This is a genomic window from Algoriphagus sp. Y33 (assembly GCF_014838715.1).
Taxonomy (GTDB): Bacteria; Bacteroidota; Bacteroidia; order Cytophagales; family Cyclobacteriaceae; genus Algoriphagus.
Window position 1 is genome coordinate 2,122,966 of sequence record NZ_CP061947.1, and the last position, 17,008, is coordinate 2,139,973.

Consider the following 17,008-nt stretch of genomic DNA (forward strand, 5'->3'; position numbering starts at 1 on the left):
AGCTGGCGTATCAGAAGGAACAATCCTGTTTTGAAAGTAAATGATTTACGTCACTTTAACACAGGATATGGCCTTTAGCTGGAACCGGGAACAATTTACCGGCCAACATCACTTCACTGAAAAGTAACTTATACACAACATTTTCTAAGAAGGTTTAAACCTATACTATCCTTTATGTAACTACTATCCTTCCTAAAGGAAACTGAACTATCCTTTTTAATGAAATAAATGATGTTAAAATCAACCCAAGGAGTCCTTTAGTATGTGAGGTATACAACTGATCAAACGGGCGTTTTTATACCCCGCATTTCAAAAGATTATTTGCAGTAAAGTATAGTAGAATAGGGATTAATTACGATAAAATAAATCCAGATGATGTACCCTTTGCTGTACCTCATGGCTTTTCATCGGCTCAAAACGAAAAATTTCTTTACCCTTTTTGATTACCAATATATGGTAAGGCTGGCCAAGTATATTTGTCAAATGGTGAATAGTAGCTAGCTCGGCCAAATCCTCATGCCATGACGCCATTCCATATAAGGAAACAAAAGCAGTTTCCTGAAGGCTTTGATAAACTTCTGCTGCCAAGGACATAGCTATAGGCCCCCCACCACGGAAGCGGGTTGTCTCCAGTATACTTTTTCTGAACTCTTCCTTCGGCTTATTCATGGAGACCCAAGTCTCCCGACTAAATTCAGAAGGAATAACCAAGGTATCTGCGTCTATTGCTTGTGTTGAGATTCCAAGGACAGCATCCAAAACATGTGTTGCCTCATGAAGTAAAATATACACCAAGGCATTTAAATCACCTGCATCGACAACCACCTGATAATCAGAATCAGGAATATAAAGGCTGTTTTCTTTCCAGGTCGCCCATTCAGAGATGGTCTGGTGTAGAATTTCAGAACGAAAGGTAATGGTAAACATCTTATTCTCATCCGGTTCACCTACAGGTGAAGCAAGTGCTGTATTTGGCATATTGTCCAAAAAGCTAATACTGTAAAGATGTTCTTTGAGGATTTTCTGATGTAAAGGCGGAAGCGCATCAAAGGCCATTTCAATTACCTCCTGCTCTGTAGGTGTAAGAACATGATTGACCGGATTCATTCCCATCTCCTGAAAATTCAAAATAATATCATCAGGCGTTATATCGACTCTGTCATTTAGGCAAAAAACATTTTGTTCTTCAACTTTTTGAGCTTGAGTCTGCGCTATAAAAATGACTAAAGCAAAGGTAATCATGATGGCTTTTTCCATACTATTTTCCAGCATATGTAATATTAATTAAGGTTATGAACACAAAATTACATCAGAAAGTATAGCCTTGTCGACTTTAATTACCTGACTGAATGCAACAACATCCTCTACTTTCTTAAATGCAACATTAGTACTTCTTAATTCATTTATAGCAATACCCAGGGCTAGGTTCATTTGGTTATTCTGCCAGTCCAGCAAATCAGCCTTTCCTCTAATTTTGGTTAGCCTCTGCGTTAAGTACAGTTCTTTTAGATCTTTAGAAACTGAACGATATTCTTTACTGTTCTTTATAAAATCCTTGAAATCCTCCAGCGAATAATCCTCCCAAATAAAAAAGGCAATTCCCTGTATAAATGCAGTAAGATTATCCCCACCTACCGAAGAAATCAATTCTTCATTCACTTCAAAAGGAACAATTGTATATGGTGAAGCACCTGAAGAAACAGGGATATCCCATACTTTAGTTTGAACACTGCAATACGACATAATACATTTTGATTAAAGACAATCTTTACAAACCGCACACATTACTTTCGTATCTCCTACAAAGAATTGACTATTTATTCCTTCCAGCTCATTTAACATCCCTTATTATGAATTTGCGTTTTAAAAGGACTTAGGCTCAAGGATATGAATCAATTCAAATGGGCTGGTTATGTAAAAAATGCTACGTACATTTTATTATTTACCTCCTGCTATAAACATTATAGTTGTTACAATTTTGACCACATGGGTTGGTGTTCCAAGATTTGCTTGTAAACGGGGCAATCTTCATCATGAGCACCGTGCAAATACCCTATACTCATCAGAAATTCATTAACGATTTCTCCTCCTGTAAAGCGAAATGTTTTTTTGAATAGTTTCACCCATTCATCTTTTGTTTTCTGATGATGATACCTTAACCAATTATCAAAGGAACCAAACTCTTTTTGCAGTATTTGAACTGCCTTCGCATTTTCAATAGCAGCATTTACTTTGAGTTTATTTCGGATAATTCCGCTATCTGCCAAAAGTCTTTCCCTATCCTCGATCGTATAATTAGCCACTTCGGCAATATTGAAGTTGCTGTATGCAGTTCTGAACCTTTGTTCTTTTTTCAGTATTGTTTCCCAACTCAATCCCGCCTGGTTAATCTCCATGATCAGGCGTCCAAATAGCTCATTATCATGATGGATGGGAAAACCATAGTGATTGTCATGGTAATTTTTATGCAATTCCCTTCTATCACTTGGTGTCATCAATTGGATTGCAGTACAATAGGACATAATTCTATTCTTTATTTAATAGTATAGGGCATTAATTCCAAACAACTGCTACGTGAATAAAATAGCAAAACACGTTTTGCTTTTACCCACAAATAAGGCAAATTCCACCAATCACCTCCTCCCCAACTCCAGACATTAATCTATTATATCAATGATAAGGCTCGAAGTTATTTGACTTCTCAACAGGCCCCAAAGATGAGAAGTATGTCTATTTGTTACAAGTACGGAATTACTAATTGCATAGGGATAAATTATACCCCTATTGCACATTTTCGATCATTGCATTATCATTGTAGCATGTATTTAAGAAAGATACCTGTCAGCCTGAATTGCGGTCTCGACCTAATCGGGGAAGTGCTCTATGGAAAGTGGAAAATACGTCTGCTTTGGTTTATCAATGAGGGACATATGAGACCAAGCGAACTGCAACGCAAAATCCCGGATGCTTCAAGAAGAGTGTTGAATATTCAGCTTAAAGAGTTGGAAGACCATGAGTTAATAACCAGAAAAATTTATCCAGTTGTCCCACCAAAAGTAGAATATAGACTAACTGAATTTGGGGAATCTCTCATACCAATTATTTCAAAATTAGGAGAATGGGGTGATGAACACCAAGACCATTTAAGAAATGTAATCGTAAAGCGGGAAGAGAGTTTATCAGGAGAATAAGTTAATGAAAACTATAATTAGCCGTAAATGGTCCCCTACTGTGTTTTCCAACGCTAAGATGAGTCCACTTATGCGAACCAATTTCTGGACGCTTTTCCATAGTTGGTTGAGATGCTTCCGTGAAGCTGTTTAAACCTTTTCCGATAATTACAAATGGTCTTTAAAATGGAGGTGTATTGCTGATACAACTTTCCCTCCTGTTAACGAAACTAAAGCGGATTGTCAACATTTGAAAATTAAAGCCTAAAAACAGTTACACCTAGTCAAAGCAAACCATAATTCATGTGGCTACTTAGGTTATAATTATTGTGGAGATTACTTGTTAAAACAGCGAAAAACCTCATTTATATACCAACATTGCAACTGTTGATTATTGAGGGAATTACTACGTTGAAGCAAGTAGATTGAGGTCAAAATGCAGTGACCAACCCAACTTAAGAAGCATATAATTCACTTTTTCAGACTATGCAGGACCATGCCCAACAAAACCAAAAAGCCTCCTGCAATGGCATACCTATCAGGGATTGTTTCATTCAAAATGAGCAGTTCCCCCACCAATGCAAACAGGACTTCAGTGGATTGTGTAGCCTCAACAGCAGCTAAAGCCTTAGGATCTTTTTGAACTTTGTCAGTTGCCTTAAAGAATAAAACCGTAGCTACTACCCCTGAACAGATTGCAACCCATAAAGTTGTATTTACCTGGGAAGCTGTTGGGAATTTTTCAAATGCAAGTCCTATGCAAGAGAGTAAAATCCAAAACGGGAGGCTTGCGACTGTCATCCCAAAAGTTCTTTGCAGGGCATCTATTTTCCCAATGGTAATTTCCATCATTTTTCTGTTTCCTATCGGATAAGCAAAAGCGGCAACCAAAACCGGGGCAAAGCCTAGTATTAAGTCTTTTATGGAAACCTGACGGGCATGTCCGACCTGCATAAGTAAAACTCCCAAAAGTATAATGAGGGAATACAGAATAGTTTGTAACGGTAGTGCTTTTTTAGGATGGGTTTTCTGTATCCAAGGCGCAACTATTATTCCGGCTAAAATAGTTATTTGCCAGGTTCCTGCTATCAACCATGATGGACCGAAAGCGGATGCAAAGGTTAGCGGTGCATAAAACATTCCAAAGCCAATGGTACTCCAGAATAACCATTGACTTGGTTTTTCTTTAATAGCCAGAACTACAGGTTTGAGCTTTTTGGATATAAGCACTAAAACCAACAAAAATAAGGCGGTCCAGAAATAGCGTATTGAAGCACTCCATATCCAATGCCCCCCTTGAACGGCCATAAATCTGTTCAATACAAACGTAATGGCAAAAAACAGCGCAGATAAAATTCCAAGGAACAGTGCAGTGCGTTTACTAGATTTCATACAATTTATAGGATAAAAAAAGGAAAGGCAAGCCAAGTTTGCCACCTCCCTTTTGATCATTCAATTCCTCTAATTAAGAGGTTGGGAATTCATGATGTAAAATTGTCGCAATTTTAATCATGACTCAATGGACAAGTTCCCCTAAGCATTGGACTTTTTCCCAGATGAAAAGCATGCGATGACGACTTTACCTTAGAAAATAAAGTAGAGTCGGGATGGTAGAATACAGAAAAAAATCAGTTAAAAAACTCACCCCTTCCCTTGGGCTAAGTACTGCTTATTCAGAATTTTCTCCTGAAAGCTGTAGGTGAATTTCCCGTGCTTTTTGAAAAGAAACGGATAAAATAGGCCACGTCATCGTAATTTAATTGGTATGCTATTTCTTTTACCGTGAGTGTGGTATGAACCAGAAGTCGTTTGCTTTCGTGAATAATCCTGTTTTTGATAATGTTATTTGGACTCTCATTACTCAGCAACTTTATTTTCTTACTGAGGTTTTTGGGTGTAATGAACAACATATCGGCATAATCTGAAACAGAATGATGTGTTTTAAAGTGACGTTCAACCAACTGACTGAATTTACGAAGAAATTGTACATCTTCGTCCTGTTGTATTTCAGTAAACTGATGAACTTTTTTCCAAATGCGGGTAGCCTTTAGAATCACCATCTTCAACAAAATCCTTAACATTTCTTCTGTATTGCTATCCTGATTATTCATTTCAGCTTTTATTTCCTGCAGGACATTTTGTACTTCAGAGGATTGATCAGGAGTCAACTCTACAAAAGGAACTTCGAATACATTATTGTATAGAATGCCGTCGCAGGCAACTTCCTGATCATGCACTTCAATGCAATAAAAATCCCTGTTGAAATAAATCAGTTCGCCCTCTTGAATATCATGGTTTAAGGCTTGGATAATTACTTTTGGATTAAGAAAGAGAAGACAATCACTTTTTAGATAAAATTCTTCAAAGTCAACTTTCAATTCTGAGCCTTTAGGCAAGAACAACATTTTAATGTGGTCATGAAAAGGCACGAATTCATTCCCATTTTGGGGTAGCTCCTTAAGCTCGAGATAACCAAATTTTTTAAAGTTGAATTCTTTAAGCATAATCGGAAAGTAAAACAGGTAGGTAGTTAATTTACAGGAGCTTGAAAAGAAATGATTCCCGGTATTTCTTTGTAAACAAGAGGTTTTAGAGAGGGTAAAAGCCCTCTCTAAAACCAAAAATTTCCCATCAGGAATAATCAAACAATCTTTAGACTATGGATTTGATCATCCTTGATATCAAACTGATAAGTCAAAACCAGCGGACTACCCGGGAAATTTCCAGATATTTTAGCTTTGAGTTTCTGACTGTCCTCCAAATATTCTACGGGCTGCATAATGGTTTTATAGGTATCATTTGCTCCCTCAATCCATGATTTTATTTCTTTTCTTCCATTATACTTATGACCTTCGTCATGGACTATTGCTGTTTCAGCAAAACACTTAGAGAATTCAATGCTATCGTAATTGTTTTGAGCTTCAATTAAGCTTGCTACTACTTTTGGTAAATTAGACATGGTATTATTATTTATGGTTAATTAAAATTAACTCCTAAGTATTATTCAAATTAACAAACATGAAAAAACTCAGGAGAAACACTAGAAGAATTGAATATTCGTAGATATGAAGTAGGCATATTATTTATATAAATAAATTAAACTATTTATTATTCACCACATCGTTCTAGATACATAAATCAAACTATCATTAGTGTTTAAGAGGTTGATTAAATCTAAAATTGTGACGCCATGACTTATTAAACCACTGATTACTAAATAGTTGGGATTGTACCTCCATCAATTACAAATTCAGTACCTGTTAAGTAACTTGCTCTAGGGGAAACAAGAAAACCGACTAACTCTGCAACTTCCCGAGGCTGTGCTGGCTTGCCAAAAGGTATTCCACCTAATGCATCCATCACACTTTGTGTTGCCTCTTCTACACTAATATTTGAACTGCTGGCAATACGCTCCATCATTGCCACAGACGCTGTGGTGGCAATCCATCCCGGGGATACGGTCAATACACGCACGCCCTTTGAGGCAACTTCATTTGATAGGCTCTTGCTATAATTTATAAGCCCTGCTTTTGCTGCCGCATAAGGCAAAGTAGAATCATACAATGGCAACCTTCCTTGTATGGAAGCGATGTGAATAATGACTCCATTTCCTCGTTCCTCCATTTGAGGCAAGAATCCTCTATCCAATCTAACCGGGGCTAGCAAGTTTGCCTGAAATGACTGCAACCAATCTTCATCATTCAACACTTTATACCCTCCGGCTGGAGTAGTTGAGCTTCCCAAATTATTGATCAAAATATCAAGCCTCTCAAACCTTGATGTAACTTCGGCAATTACCTTTGATGTGCCTGCTTTAGTACTTAAATCAGCCGCTATAAAATGTTGGTTTTCAGTCAAATTTTCAGGGCTGTTTCTTGCTGTAATAATCACAGTAGCCCCTGCCTCACTTAATCTTTCCGCAATGGCCTTCCCTGCCCCTTTTGTTCCGCCTGTTACCAATGCTATTTTGCCTGATAATTCATTATTGAAATTAAATTGCTGTTCCATATATTTTATTTTTAACAAATTTCAGTCTTATGTACAGCTATTACAAGTACGGAATATCGATTCATATACTGATATTTTATTCCCTATGGTACATTTTGGAACCTATCAAGATTCTGTTTGATTTGAATCAAAGATTATCACAAACTAAATTCTATCAACCTGTTGATGTCTGAATTGAACAGAGAAAAACTTAATCATTTAGCCTTAATTTTACATAGGCTTCGAATTTTCTTATAAATACTATACATTTTTTATCAATTACAAAAAGTATAGTTAGTACATATAGGATAGTTAATGAAAAAGCATACAGTAGAAGCCTGCTTAAAAGCAAAATTACCAATACGCGATACTTTAGATGTTGTAGGTGGCAAATGGAAATTGGTTTTAATCACAGTTTTACAAAGTGGTAAAAAAGGGTTCAACGAATTGTCCCGTGAAGCAGGAATTTCACCAAGAATCTTATCAAAAGAATTACAGGATATGGAAATGAATGGTTTAGTCAACAGGGAAGTTTGCAGCACCAAACCTGTTACCGTTCAATATGAATTGACAGATTACAGTAAAACATTAAATGATGTCCTGATTGCAAGGGAAAAATGGGGGCAACAACACCGGGATAAAATCATTCATGGTATTGAATAAACAATAATCCTAAAAATGATTGACTTTCAGCATTGTTCTGTAGTGGGGTTCCTCCCACGGTTAGGATTCTTTTGGCCACTTCATCCACTTTCAACAGAAAGTTTGTATACTGCTCTTCAAACTTTTGATGCAGTTCAAAAAACTTTTCTCCTTTGATGTTCCAGTGTAATCCTCTTGTATTTTGAGAGCTTATCATGTAATCAGCGAATAGGTAATTTAAGCCCTCAGCAAGTGATTTGCTTTGTTCTCCGTCTAATCCAATTTGAGTTTTTTCTAGGAATTTTATAGAATTTAATCGTTAAACAATATGGAGCTGTATTTAAACAGCTCCATATGTGAGTACCTCATTATTTAAGAGCAAATTTCTCAAGCTCAGTATTGAATTTCTCCGCTTCTTCGACAAACAGTGCGTGACCGCTGTTCTCAAACCTCACTAAATAGGAGTCTTTAATCCCTTTATTGAGCTCTTCGGCAAATGGAAATGGGCATAACTTGTCCTGAGTACCTTGGAATATGGCAGTAGGAATTTTTATTCTTGAAAGCTCTGGACGTAAATCCAGGTCTTTTAAAGCACTAATTGATTCAGTAACGGCATAAGGAGAAGCTTCCAAATTCATTTTCTCCAACCATCTTTCTACATTTTTGGATATGTTACCCTCTTTGGCAACAAACGCACTGCCAAGACCTGCAATCAAATCTTCCCGAGCAGTCAATGTTTGGGTAATTAATCCATTCGCGTCAGCTTCGGAAATACCGTGAGGGGATCCATCTCTCTGTTTCCATGACGGGGCTGCAGCCCCAAAAAGAGCAAGCTTACTCACGTGAGCTGCATCATATTTACTAACGTAGTGAAGAACAACTGCACCTCCCATCGAAAAACCACCCAAAACTGCATTTTGAATATTCAGCTTTTCCAAAACCACCTTAATGTCATCAGAAAACACGTCAAAATCATATTTTCCATATGGTTTGTCTGATTTGCCAAAACCACGAAGTGTAATACCAATAACCCTAAATCCTTTTCGGCTCAAGTATTGGTACTGGTACTGATACATCTCATCATTTAATGGCCAACCATGGATCAAAACAATGGGCTGTCCTTCACCAATATCTGTAATATGTAGTTTAACATTTTTTTCTACCTCAATGTACTCTGCCCTTCCTGCCGAAGCATTAACTCTTTTGCTTTGTGCCATAAGGCTGCTAGTGAAAAGAGAAACTAATATTGCTAATGCTAAAATTGACTTTTTCATTTTTTACTTTTTTAAAATTCGTTACGGTTTTATTTGCAATATTTGAGCGAAATGATCAAGCTTTATAAGGATGAATTCCGTGCTACATTGCCCCCTCATCATTATGAGTTTATAAATTCCAGGATGTCTTTATTAATGGTAGCTACCTCCGTAGTTGGCATACCATGGGAAAAACCAGGGTAGATGATCAATTTTCCGTTCTGCAATAATGAAGCAGCTGTAATAGCAGTTGTTACATAAGGAACAATTTGGTCATCCTCACCATGAAGAACCAAAACAGGGAACTCCACACTTTTTAGATCTTCAGTGAAATCAGTTTCAGAAAAAACTTTAATACAATCGTATTGTGCTTTGATTCCCCCCATCATTCCCTGGCGCCACCAATTGTCTTGGATTCCTTTTATAACTTCTGCTCCTTCACGGTTGTAACCGAAAAAAGGAATAGTGATATCCTGATAAAATTGAGCTCTATTGTGTCGTGTCTTATGACGAATATCATCAAACACTGCCAAGGGAACACCATTAGGATTGCGCTCATCTGCAATCATATAAGGTGTAATTGCACTAATTAAGACCACTTTGGCAACTCGGCCTTTTCCATGTTGGGCAGCATACCTGATGGCCTCTCCACCTCCGGTTGAATGTCCCACATGAATTACGTTTTCTAGATCCAAGAACTCAACCAATTCCGCCACATCGGCAGCATAGGTATCCATATCGTTTCCATTGAAAGTTTGAGTGGAGCGACCATGACCACGTCTATCATGTGCAATTACTCTAAAACCATACTCTAGAAAAAACATCATTTGTGCATCCCAGTCATCTGATGACAAAGGCCATCCATGGTGAAAGAAAATAGGTTGACCCGCCCCTAAATCTTTGAAATAAATTTCAGTTCCGTCTTTTACTGTGAATTTGTTCATGAGTATATATTTTATTGGTTATTAATATTTGATAATGCAAAGGTGTCAGGATACTGTAGGGTTAACAATGGATGAATTTCTCTTTGGATTGGATATTTTTCCCTTATAAGATTTTGATCAGTTGGTAACGCTAATTGAGATGAATTTTAGACTTATTATATGGACAAAAAGCTTTTAATAATGTGCCTTTACCCTCTTCTAGAATCATCTATTACTGAGCGAACGACAGAAACATTACTGCTTTATGGTTCAAAAATTGCTGCACTAGAGATTGAAAAATGATGATAAATGTCTACGTATACACCTTTATATTAAAGATCTTCTTAAAGATTCTATTCCTTAAAATTTAAAAGGAATAAAACTCTAGACAATTTGTTTTTCGCCGAGATCAATGTCTAATTGGTTATTTAATCCACCAAAATAAAATAGCACCGAAGAATTCCCCGGTGCTACCACCTTCGAATTAATAATTCAGACAATACTGAATAGGAAAATGGGACTAATTATTTGGTGTTAGCTCCTGTCCATTTATCACAGGACTAATATTGACAACATTTGTAACACTACCCGTCTTGCCGGAGTTATCAGTGACTTGGGCTTTAATAGTGACATTATTCTTACCTGTCGGTAAAATCAATGAACCTCCTACAGTCCAGCCGAACGTTGTTCGTACGTATCCACTTGGGTCAATTTCACTCCCTGCGGTATTAAAAACCGGCGCAAGATTCTGCCCTGCCCTGATCACATTTCCATTTGGCTGCAACAGGTCCACATCGAAAGTGACATTAAGCCCAGGTACAAGTCGATTGGGACCTTTGGAAGATTGAGTGCCATCTACTATAGTCCCACGCATCTCATCTGGCTTACCTTCTCCATTCTCATTTACACCAATTCCATTTCTTTGCCTATCCAAGGCTGAAACCTGGATAAAAAATAGTGAAGCATTAGCGGGAGGAGTTGGTGAAGATTTTGGACCAGTGGAAACGCCGGAAGGTATACGGGGTGCTATCATTGTGACCAAAGGGCCATCTGGATCATCCATTCCGTTTCCAGGAAGTTCTGATAATGGCATAGGTGTAAGTAGCTGTCCACTTGAAACACTCTCTGTAATCTTGTAGGTCTTGGTATCCTTAGCCGTATTTCCGGCTTTATCGGCCACTTCCACTATTAGATTAAATTTATCAACATCCTTTGGAAAAGACTCTAATACATGCCAACTGGTCCAAACAGTAACACCATCACCTGGTGTATCATCTGTCCCTAAAATATTAAATAAACTGGCAAGGTTAGTCCCTTCCGCAATTACTGTTCCATCAGGTTTGACTAAATCACAGTCAACAGTAACTTTCAATCCCGGGAAATTGGGGTTCGGCATACCAAGTAAGGAGGTATTTCGAATGTTAAGACCTTCATTTGCTATTATACCTACCGTATCATGTGTGATAGCTTCAAGGTTAATTAGGAAACCACTCCCGTTAAAACTTCCCTTACCTATCTCTGCTTCTCCCCTTGTAACCTGAGCGTTTAAGGCAGGAGATACTATATTTACCACAAGGGTTTCCTCCCCTGGATCTGCTGAAGACATATCCTCGTCAACACAGGCGGAAAAGCTTAAACCAAGCATTGTTACTAAAGCGAAATTCAGTTTTTTAAGATTATTCATTGTCATTTTTTTTTGATTACAATTTTTTAAACTCCGCAAATCAATACACAACCAAGACATTGGACTAACCATATTTGGTTGAAACGGACAAATCATCAGCTAAATCAGGCAATATGAAATGGCAAGGGTTACAAAACGGCAGGATATCCATGTTGTCAGGTTTAAATGTGAGGTACTGCTAAAAATCCCTGTACGATGGATAAAACGGGCATTGGGTAATCATACCATCCACTTTTATACAGGCAACACTAACTCCCGGTAAAAGTCAGATCGGCTCGAACAAAACCAAAATCAATTTGCGTTGAACAATTCAGAATGATTTCTGCCTGATTGACTTCCCTATATGCCCGGTTCACTTTGAAAGCCCCTTGAAAAATCCCATCAAAATCACTGCTTTGTTCTTAATTCAAACAACATGGGCAGGCACACCAAAGTACTTATCACTCTTCTGTTTTTGTATTGGCAGTTACCCGTAACAAAGGTGATAGCACAACATACCAGCATGGAACATCACCAGCGGAGAGAGACATCATCTAAAAATATTTACCTTCAAATGATGGATGGTATGATGGCAGAAATGGCCAATATTCCTATCACAAATTCGCCTGAAGAGGAGTTCATGCGCCAAATGACACCTCATCATCATGGGGCTATTTCCATGGCTGAATATGAAATAATACATGGAAAAGATGTTAAGATGATCCAACTCGCAAAAAGCATTTTAACTGAACAAAAAAGTCAGGTTATACAGATGAACCGTTGGTTAACCCAGAATCCAGACATCTTCCTATCCGACTCCACCGACTACCGAAAAGCCATGAATAAAACGATGGATATCATGATGGAATCCATACCATCACCTGAAGCCCCTGATACTCTGGACCGGGCATTTGCTTTAGTAATGATACCGCATCACCAAGCTGCCATAAATATGGCAAAAGTAGTAATCCGGTATAGCACGGATCAACTAATCTTGGGTTTTGCCCGGCACCTCATATCAGAAGAACAGATTGAAATTGACTTGATGAAAGACTTTATTTCCAAATAACTATGAAAATGACTATCCTAACTCTTATGTTGGGCATGCTTGCTCTATACAGCTTTGCCCAATCCCCATACACACATGACCGTGTATATACGGCAGACCAAATATCCAACACGGTATCTGTGATCGACCCATCACAAAACAAATTACTTGGGCAAATCACCTTAGGAAATCCTATTACCGATGTACTTAGCCCCTTGTATAAGGGTGAGACGCTGGTACATGGATTACGGTATTCTCCGGATTTGAAGATACTGGCAGTGGTGGCAATAGGATCAAATTCTATCAGTTTTATTTCCACTGAAACCAGCAAACTGTTAAAAACACTATATATCGGACGATCTCCACATGAACCTACTTTCACTCCGGACCACAAGCAAGTCTGGGTAACGGTACGCGGGGAAGCATACATCAGTGTAATTGACGTTCAATCCATGTCTGAAATCAAACAGATTCCTGTGGCAGATGGTCCTGGAATGGTGGCCTTTTCACCTGATGGAACCCGTGCTTATGTATGCTCCAGTTTCACATCTGAGGTGGATGTTATAAATACTAAAACCTACCAATTGATTAAGAAAATACCTGTGATCAGTCCGTTTTCACCAAATATTTTCACAAGCCCAGACGGAAAGTGGGTAGCGCTAACCCATAAAGACGTAGGTAAAGTGAGCATTATAAATACAGAAAATTTAACTACTAGCAAAGTAATAAGCACTGGTGCAATTACTAACCACGTCACATTTACTACAGTCAATGGTAGACTAAAAATGTTGGTCTCCATCGGAGGAGAGAATAAAGTGCTTGCATTTGATGTTGCTGATAATTTTAATTTAACAGACAGCATTAATGTAGGAGCATTGCCCCATGGTTTATGGCCTTCAACAGACGGTAATTTTCTATATGTTGGGCTGGAATTTGCTGACCAGGTCCAGGTGATTAATCTTCACACCATGAAGGTAGTAGCTACAATACCTGTAGGTCAAAGTCCACAAGCACTGGTTTATGCACAAAATGCGGTTTCAGAGACGGGTAAGTCCGGTAATGAATGGTCACTAAAGGACATGAATTCAACACAGGTAATTACATTGAGAACCACAGGGCTACTTCAAAATGCGAGTGGAAGAATTTCTGTACGACAAATTGGGTTAACTGATTTAGTGGAACAAGCTTTTTATGCACTTGAGCCAAACTCGGATTATTTGCTGGTTTTATCGAAAGCAACATCTCCACCCTACGCTGTAGATTACCAACTCAACGAGTTCCGGACAGATTCAAACGGAAAATATTCCGGACAATCCACCGGTTTAATAAAATCCGGAGATTCCGAAGAGACCCAACCATATCAGCATATACTAATTTTGGATGCAAAAACCCGTAACCCCGTACTTATTGACAACCTCCAAACTTCCCTCCTCGATGATGTTCTATAGCTCTGCAACAAGCCAAATTTTAATTTTATCCCTAGCAAATTTATTGCCTCGCCTAACATTCATTGGTTTTAGGATAGCCTACAGATACCCGGGAGTGGAAAACTATACTGAAATGTTCACCTACTATCCGGAATCACTGTACAGATCCAGCACAATTATAAGCAGCACACAACTGCGCCAGAATTGAGCTGCCGTTTATGTCATGGAGTAGACCATACTATCAGAATTGCAAGCATTCCACAGATTTTATCTACGTTATTTGCAGCTTTAATCAGTATTGGGAGGAGCACAGCCAGAACATGAAATAGTGCGCTAAATTATTTAATCCTTTCAGTTAATAATATCTTATTATTAACTGAAAATCTGACATTTATACATATCAATATTTAAAAAAATACTGATTCCCCAACAAGCAATCAATTAGTAATGCCCACCTGTTGGAAGCATAGGCTTCAAACGGTTTCAGGCAACAAATCCAACCCTCTAGTCCCTATTTTAAATTGAACTACTTACTTAACCCCATAAGGAAAAAGGCTATCTTTGATAGGGTCAATTGCTCCATTATGGTCGCTGAAAAGTATAGTAAATCAGACAGTCAAGTTTTTTCCGTATCAGCTAGTCTAATATGGTTAAGCGCATTGTTTATGGGAATTTTAGCATCCATACCAAAAATTATGCAGCTCAATATCACTGTGATAGAACTTGCTGTTGATGCCTCAGTGGCATTCCTATTCTCACTGTATGTTTGGTATTATAATATTTATAAGCTTCCAAAATATACCAAAAATCAATTTTCCCGTCGTTTTTTTACATTAAGACTAGTTTACAGTATCATTATTGGGATTGTGCTTATGCTGATTCTGGTAAGTATACACCAACTCCTGTTTCCTCGGTATAGTTTCAGTTCTATGATCCTGATGTACCAATTTCGGGGAGTGCTTATAAACTTAACCATTTGCATGTTCCTTTTTTTTCTGTACCAGAATCACAATTCCCAGCTAGTTATGGTTGAACTGGAAAAAGTTAAGTCAAATCATTTAGGGGCTCAATTTGAACTCCTCAAGCAACAGGTAAACCCTCATTTCCTTTTTAATAGTCTCAGCACCCTAAAATCCATGATTGAGCTACGTGACCCGCACTCAAATGAGTTCATTCTTAAGTTATCAGATTTTTATCGCTTCACGCTAGAAAAGAGAAAGCAGGATGTGATCCCAATTCAGGAAGAATTAAAAATATTACATTCCTATATCTATCTACTTAGAGCAAGATTTGAGGACGGTCTTCACTTAGTTGATGATACTGCTAGGGTTGCACACACGGGAGGCATCCCGCCTTTTACTTTACAACTACTGGTAGAAAATTGCATCAAGCATAATGTGGTTACGTTAGATAATCCCTTAACAATCAAAGTATATTATGACGAAAATGTACTTGTGGTAGAAAACCGCATCTCCAGAAAAAATAAGCCGGAGGTTTCAACTACCCTTGGGCTCGAAAATATAGATAAACGTTATCTTCATCTTATTGGGAAAAATATCTCCATCGAAAAAACCTCTGAGATTTTCAGGGTAAAACTTCCATTAATCCATGAATATCATAATAATTGAAGATGAGCTAAAAACTGCTAAAGCTCTAGGTCAGCTTATAGTTTCCGCTGAAAAATCTGCGCATATTGAATCTACCATCCAAAGTGTTGCCGGAGCAGTTTCTTATCTTTCATCAAAGCCTTTACCCGACCTGATCTTTATGGATGTGCAATTGGGGGATGGTTTATGTTTTGATATTTTCAAACAAATAGCCGTCGCCCCACCTGTAATATTCTGTACAGCTTTTGATGAATATGCAATGGAAGCGTTCCGCTCCAATGGTATTGATTATATCTTAAAACCTTTTTCCAGCGAAAGTGTAACCGCTGCTATGGCTAAAGTTCGCCAAATGAAAAATTTCTTCCAAACTCATGAAAACCCCATAAATGATCTAAATACTCTATTAAATCAGTTGAACAAAAAGGAAAAAAAAGGCTTTTTAGTATATAAAAACAATAAATATATAACATTACAAACAGATAATATTGCCTATTTCTATATCCGAAATGAAACAACAAAATTAGTGACTTTTGAAGCGAAAGAATACCTGATAAATTATTCACTGGAAGAATTATATGACCAACTCTCATCCGATCAATTTTACCGTGCAAACAGACAATACTTGGTTAATTATAGCGCAATCAAGGAGGTTGAGCATTACTTAGCTAGAAAGCTTTTTGTAAAATTAGTAATTCCCACGACTGAGCAACTGATCGTGGGTAAAGACAAGGCTGCAGCATTTTTAAACTGGTTGGGAAATCGTTAAACGTCGCTGGATTATATGTAAAAAGCCACTACTTTCAGTGCAGTACTTTTCAGTCTCCATTACTCTCCATTACAATGTCTTCCAAAAATTAAAAGGGCACCTAGATAAGGACCTCTTTTAAATTTTAATCACTAGTTCTATTATATCCTGGAGTCTGATCCATACTCTCCGAGTCCTGCTGGTATTCATCAAATGGTATCGGATAATACCTGCCTTTTTCAGAAAAATTCTGAAGTTTGGCCACGCAGAATTCAGACTGATCCTTAAACTTGGGTCCTACCCAAAGCCGCCATAAAAACTAAAATGATAAAAAAAGAAATACTGAGCTTAATACATCCTATTTCCATTTAATTACCTAATTAAATTTCTATCATGGTCCCATTGGGCAACTACTCCGCGTTCCTCCGGTTTCAGATAAAGCGGGACATATTTCTCCTCCAGTTTGAACCCGTGCCTATCCATTACATGATTCGGTATCCCATCGTAGACAATAAGTTGATTCACTTTATACCCCATGTAATT

Annotated in this window: 17 protein-coding genes; 6 read left to right on the forward strand and 11 right to left on the reverse strand. The window is 37.8% G+C overall.

Features of this window, described 5'->3' with window-relative positions:
- Nucleotides 1-348 precede the first annotated feature (348 nt).
- The 3 genes from ID165_RS08610 to ID165_RS08620 all read right to left on the reverse strand — a co-directional run bounded on the left by ID165_RS08610 (nt 349) and on the right by ID165_RS08620 (nt 2,522).
- Complete coding sequence (locus ID165_RS08610; RefSeq protein ID WP_225587040.1) at nt 349-1,272, reverse strand: hypothetical protein; 924 nt, start codon at nt 1,270-1,272, stop codon at nt 349-351.
- Nucleotides 1,273-1,290: 18 nt separating this feature from the next.
- Nucleotides 1,291-1,743, reverse strand: coding sequence for a hypothetical protein (locus ID165_RS08615; protein ID WP_192349947.1), 453 nt, complete (start codon nt 1,741-1,743; stop codon nt 1,291-1,293).
- A gap of 227 nt (nt 1,744-1,970) precedes the next feature.
- Entirely contained in the window at nt 1,971-2,522 is a 552-nt protein-coding gene (locus ID165_RS08620; RefSeq protein ID WP_192349948.1) for a DNA-3-methyladenine glycosylase I, read from the reverse strand.
- A gap of 297 nt (nt 2,523-2,819) precedes the next feature.
- On the opposite strand from ID165_RS08620, the gene ID165_RS08625 reads away from it, so the two are divergent.
- Entirely contained in the window at nt 2,820-3,191 is a 372-nt protein-coding gene (locus ID165_RS08625) for a helix-turn-helix domain-containing protein (protein ID WP_192349949.1), read from the forward strand.
- A 450-nt stretch (nt 3,192-3,641) separates the two neighbouring features.
- On the opposite strand, the gene ID165_RS08630 is transcribed toward ID165_RS08625, so the two are convergent.
- From ID165_RS08630 to ID165_RS08645, 4 genes are all read right to left on the reverse strand, one after another.
- On the reverse strand, nt 3,642-4,562 hold the full coding sequence (locus tag ID165_RS08630; protein ID WP_192349950.1) for a multidrug resistance efflux transporter family protein: 921 nt from the start codon (nt 4,560-4,562) through the stop codon (nt 3,642-3,644).
- Between the two features lie 281 nt (nt 4,563-4,843).
- Nucleotides 4,844-5,674, reverse strand: coding sequence for a helix-turn-helix domain-containing protein (locus tag ID165_RS08635; protein WP_192349951.1), 831 nt, complete (start codon nt 5,672-5,674; stop codon nt 4,844-4,846).
- A gap of 137 nt (nt 5,675-5,811) precedes the next feature.
- Nucleotides 5,812-6,129, reverse strand: coding sequence for a nuclear transport factor 2 family protein (locus ID165_RS08640; RefSeq protein WP_192349952.1), 318 nt, complete (start codon nt 6,127-6,129; stop codon nt 5,812-5,814).
- A gap of 254 nt (nt 6,130-6,383) precedes the next feature.
- A complete protein-coding gene (locus tag ID165_RS08645; RefSeq protein ID WP_192349953.1) occupies nt 6,384-7,178 on the reverse strand; it encodes an SDR family oxidoreductase in 795 nt (264 codons plus the stop codon).
- Between the two features lie 294 nt (nt 7,179-7,472).
- On the opposite strand from ID165_RS08645, the gene ID165_RS08650 reads away from it, so the two are divergent.
- A complete protein-coding gene (locus tag ID165_RS08650; protein WP_192349954.1) occupies nt 7,473-7,820 on the forward strand; it encodes a helix-turn-helix domain-containing protein in 348 nt (115 codons plus the stop codon).
- Here the strand turns inward: ID165_RS08650 and ID165_RS08655 are convergent.
- The 4 genes from ID165_RS08655 to ID165_RS08670 form a co-directional block, all read right to left on the reverse strand.
- Nucleotides 7,801-8,106 (reverse strand): DNA starvation/stationary phase protection protein, encoded by a 306-nt coding sequence (locus ID165_RS08655; protein WP_192351402.1) that lies wholly within the window; start codon nt 8,104-8,106, stop codon nt 7,801-7,803. The genes ID165_RS08650 and ID165_RS08655 overlap by 20 nt on opposite strands.
- 61 nt (nt 8,107-8,167) lie before the next feature.
- Nucleotides 8,168-9,073 (reverse strand): alpha/beta fold hydrolase, encoded by a 906-nt coding sequence (locus ID165_RS08660; RefSeq protein ID WP_192349955.1) that lies wholly within the window; start codon nt 9,071-9,073, stop codon nt 8,168-8,170.
- Between the two features lie 101 nt (nt 9,074-9,174).
- Entirely contained in the window at nt 9,175-9,996 is an 822-nt protein-coding gene (locus ID165_RS08665; protein ID WP_192349956.1) for an alpha/beta fold hydrolase, read from the reverse strand.
- Between the two features lie 499 nt (nt 9,997-10,495).
- Entirely contained in the window at nt 10,496-11,659 is a 1,164-nt protein-coding gene (locus ID165_RS08670; RefSeq protein WP_192349957.1) for a hypothetical protein, read from the reverse strand.
- Nucleotides 11,660-12,074: 415 nt separating this feature from the next.
- On the opposite strand from ID165_RS08670, the gene ID165_RS08675 reads away from it, so the two are divergent.
- The 4 genes from ID165_RS08675 to ID165_RS08690 all read left to right on the forward strand — a co-directional run bounded on the left by ID165_RS08675 (nt 12,075) and on the right by ID165_RS08690 (nt 16,486).
- Nucleotides 12,075-12,707, forward strand: coding sequence for a DUF305 domain-containing protein (locus tag ID165_RS08675; RefSeq protein ID WP_192349958.1), 633 nt, complete (start codon nt 12,075-12,077; stop codon nt 12,705-12,707).
- An 8-nt stretch (nt 12,708-12,715) separates the two neighbouring features.
- Nucleotides 12,716-14,134, forward strand: coding sequence for a YncE family protein (locus tag ID165_RS08680; RefSeq protein WP_225587041.1), 1,419 nt, complete (start codon nt 12,716-12,718; stop codon nt 14,132-14,134).
- A 1,004-nt stretch (nt 14,135-15,138) separates the two neighbouring features.
- Complete coding sequence (locus ID165_RS26675) at nt 15,139-15,741, forward strand: sensor histidine kinase (protein ID WP_225587042.1); 603 nt, start codon at nt 15,139-15,141, stop codon at nt 15,739-15,741.
- The gene (locus tag ID165_RS08690) at nt 15,722-16,486 is read left to right on the forward strand and encodes a LytTR family DNA-binding domain-containing protein (RefSeq protein ID WP_192349961.1); all 765 of its coding nucleotides are present in this window, start codon (nt 15,722-15,724) and stop codon (nt 16,484-16,486) included. Before ID165_RS26675 ends, ID165_RS08690 begins: the two co-directional genes overlap by 20 nt.
- The last annotated feature ends 522 nt before the right edge of the window (nt 16,487-17,008 follow it).

Bases quoted from the DNA above. Each gene is read 5' to 3' on its own strand.
- ID165_RS08610 (WP_225587040.1), bottom strand. From the start codon at position 1,272: ATGCTGGAAAATAGTATGGAAAAAGCCATCATGATTACCTTTGCTTTA.
- ID165_RS08615 (WP_192349947.1), bottom strand. From the start codon at position 1,743: ATGTCGTATTGCAGTGTTCAAACTAAAGTATGGGATATCCCTGTTTCT.
- ID165_RS08620 (WP_192349948.1), bottom strand. From the start codon at position 2,522: ATGTCCTATTGTACTGCAATCCAATTGATGACACCAAGTGATAGAAGG.
- ID165_RS08625 (WP_192349949.1), top strand. From the start codon at position 2,820: ATGTATTTAAGAAAGATACCTGTCAGCCTGAATTGCGGTCTCGACCTA.
- ID165_RS08630 (WP_192349950.1), bottom strand. From the start codon at position 4,562: ATGAAATCTAGTAAACGCACTGCACTGTTCCTTGGAATTTTATCTGCG.
- ID165_RS08635 (WP_192349951.1), bottom strand. From the start codon at position 5,674: ATGCTTAAAGAATTCAACTTTAAAAAATTTGGTTATCTCGAGCTTAAG.
- ID165_RS08640 (WP_192349952.1), bottom strand. From the start codon at position 6,129: ATGTCTAATTTACCAAAAGTAGTAGCAAGCTTAATTGAAGCTCAAAAC.
- ID165_RS08645 (WP_192349953.1), bottom strand. From the start codon at position 7,178: ATGGAACAGCAATTTAATTTCAATAATGAATTATCAGGCAAAATAGCA.
- ID165_RS08650 (WP_192349954.1), top strand. From the start codon at position 7,473: ATGAAAAAGCATACAGTAGAAGCCTGCTTAAAAGCAAAATTACCAATA.
- ID165_RS08660 (WP_192349955.1), bottom strand. From the start codon at position 9,073: ATGAAAAAGTCAATTTTAGCATTAGCAATATTAGTTTCTCTTTTCACT.
- ID165_RS08665 (WP_192349956.1), bottom strand. From the start codon at position 9,996: ATGAACAAATTCACAGTAAAAGACGGAACTGAAATTTATTTCAAAGAT.
- ID165_RS08670 (WP_192349957.1), bottom strand. From the start codon at position 11,659: ATGAATAATCTTAAAAAACTGAATTTCGCTTTAGTAACAATGCTTGGT.
- ID165_RS08675 (WP_192349958.1), top strand. From the start codon at position 12,075: ATGGGCAGGCACACCAAAGTACTTATCACTCTTCTGTTTTTGTATTGG.
- ID165_RS08680 (WP_225587041.1), top strand. From the start codon at position 12,716: ATGACTATCCTAACTCTTATGTTGGGCATGCTTGCTCTATACAGCTTT.
- ID165_RS26675 (WP_225587042.1), top strand. From the start codon at position 15,139: ATGGTTGAACTGGAAAAAGTTAAGTCAAATCATTTAGGGGCTCAATTT.
- ID165_RS08690 (WP_192349961.1), top strand. From the start codon at position 15,722: ATGAATATCATAATAATTGAAGATGAGCTAAAAACTGCTAAAGCTCTA.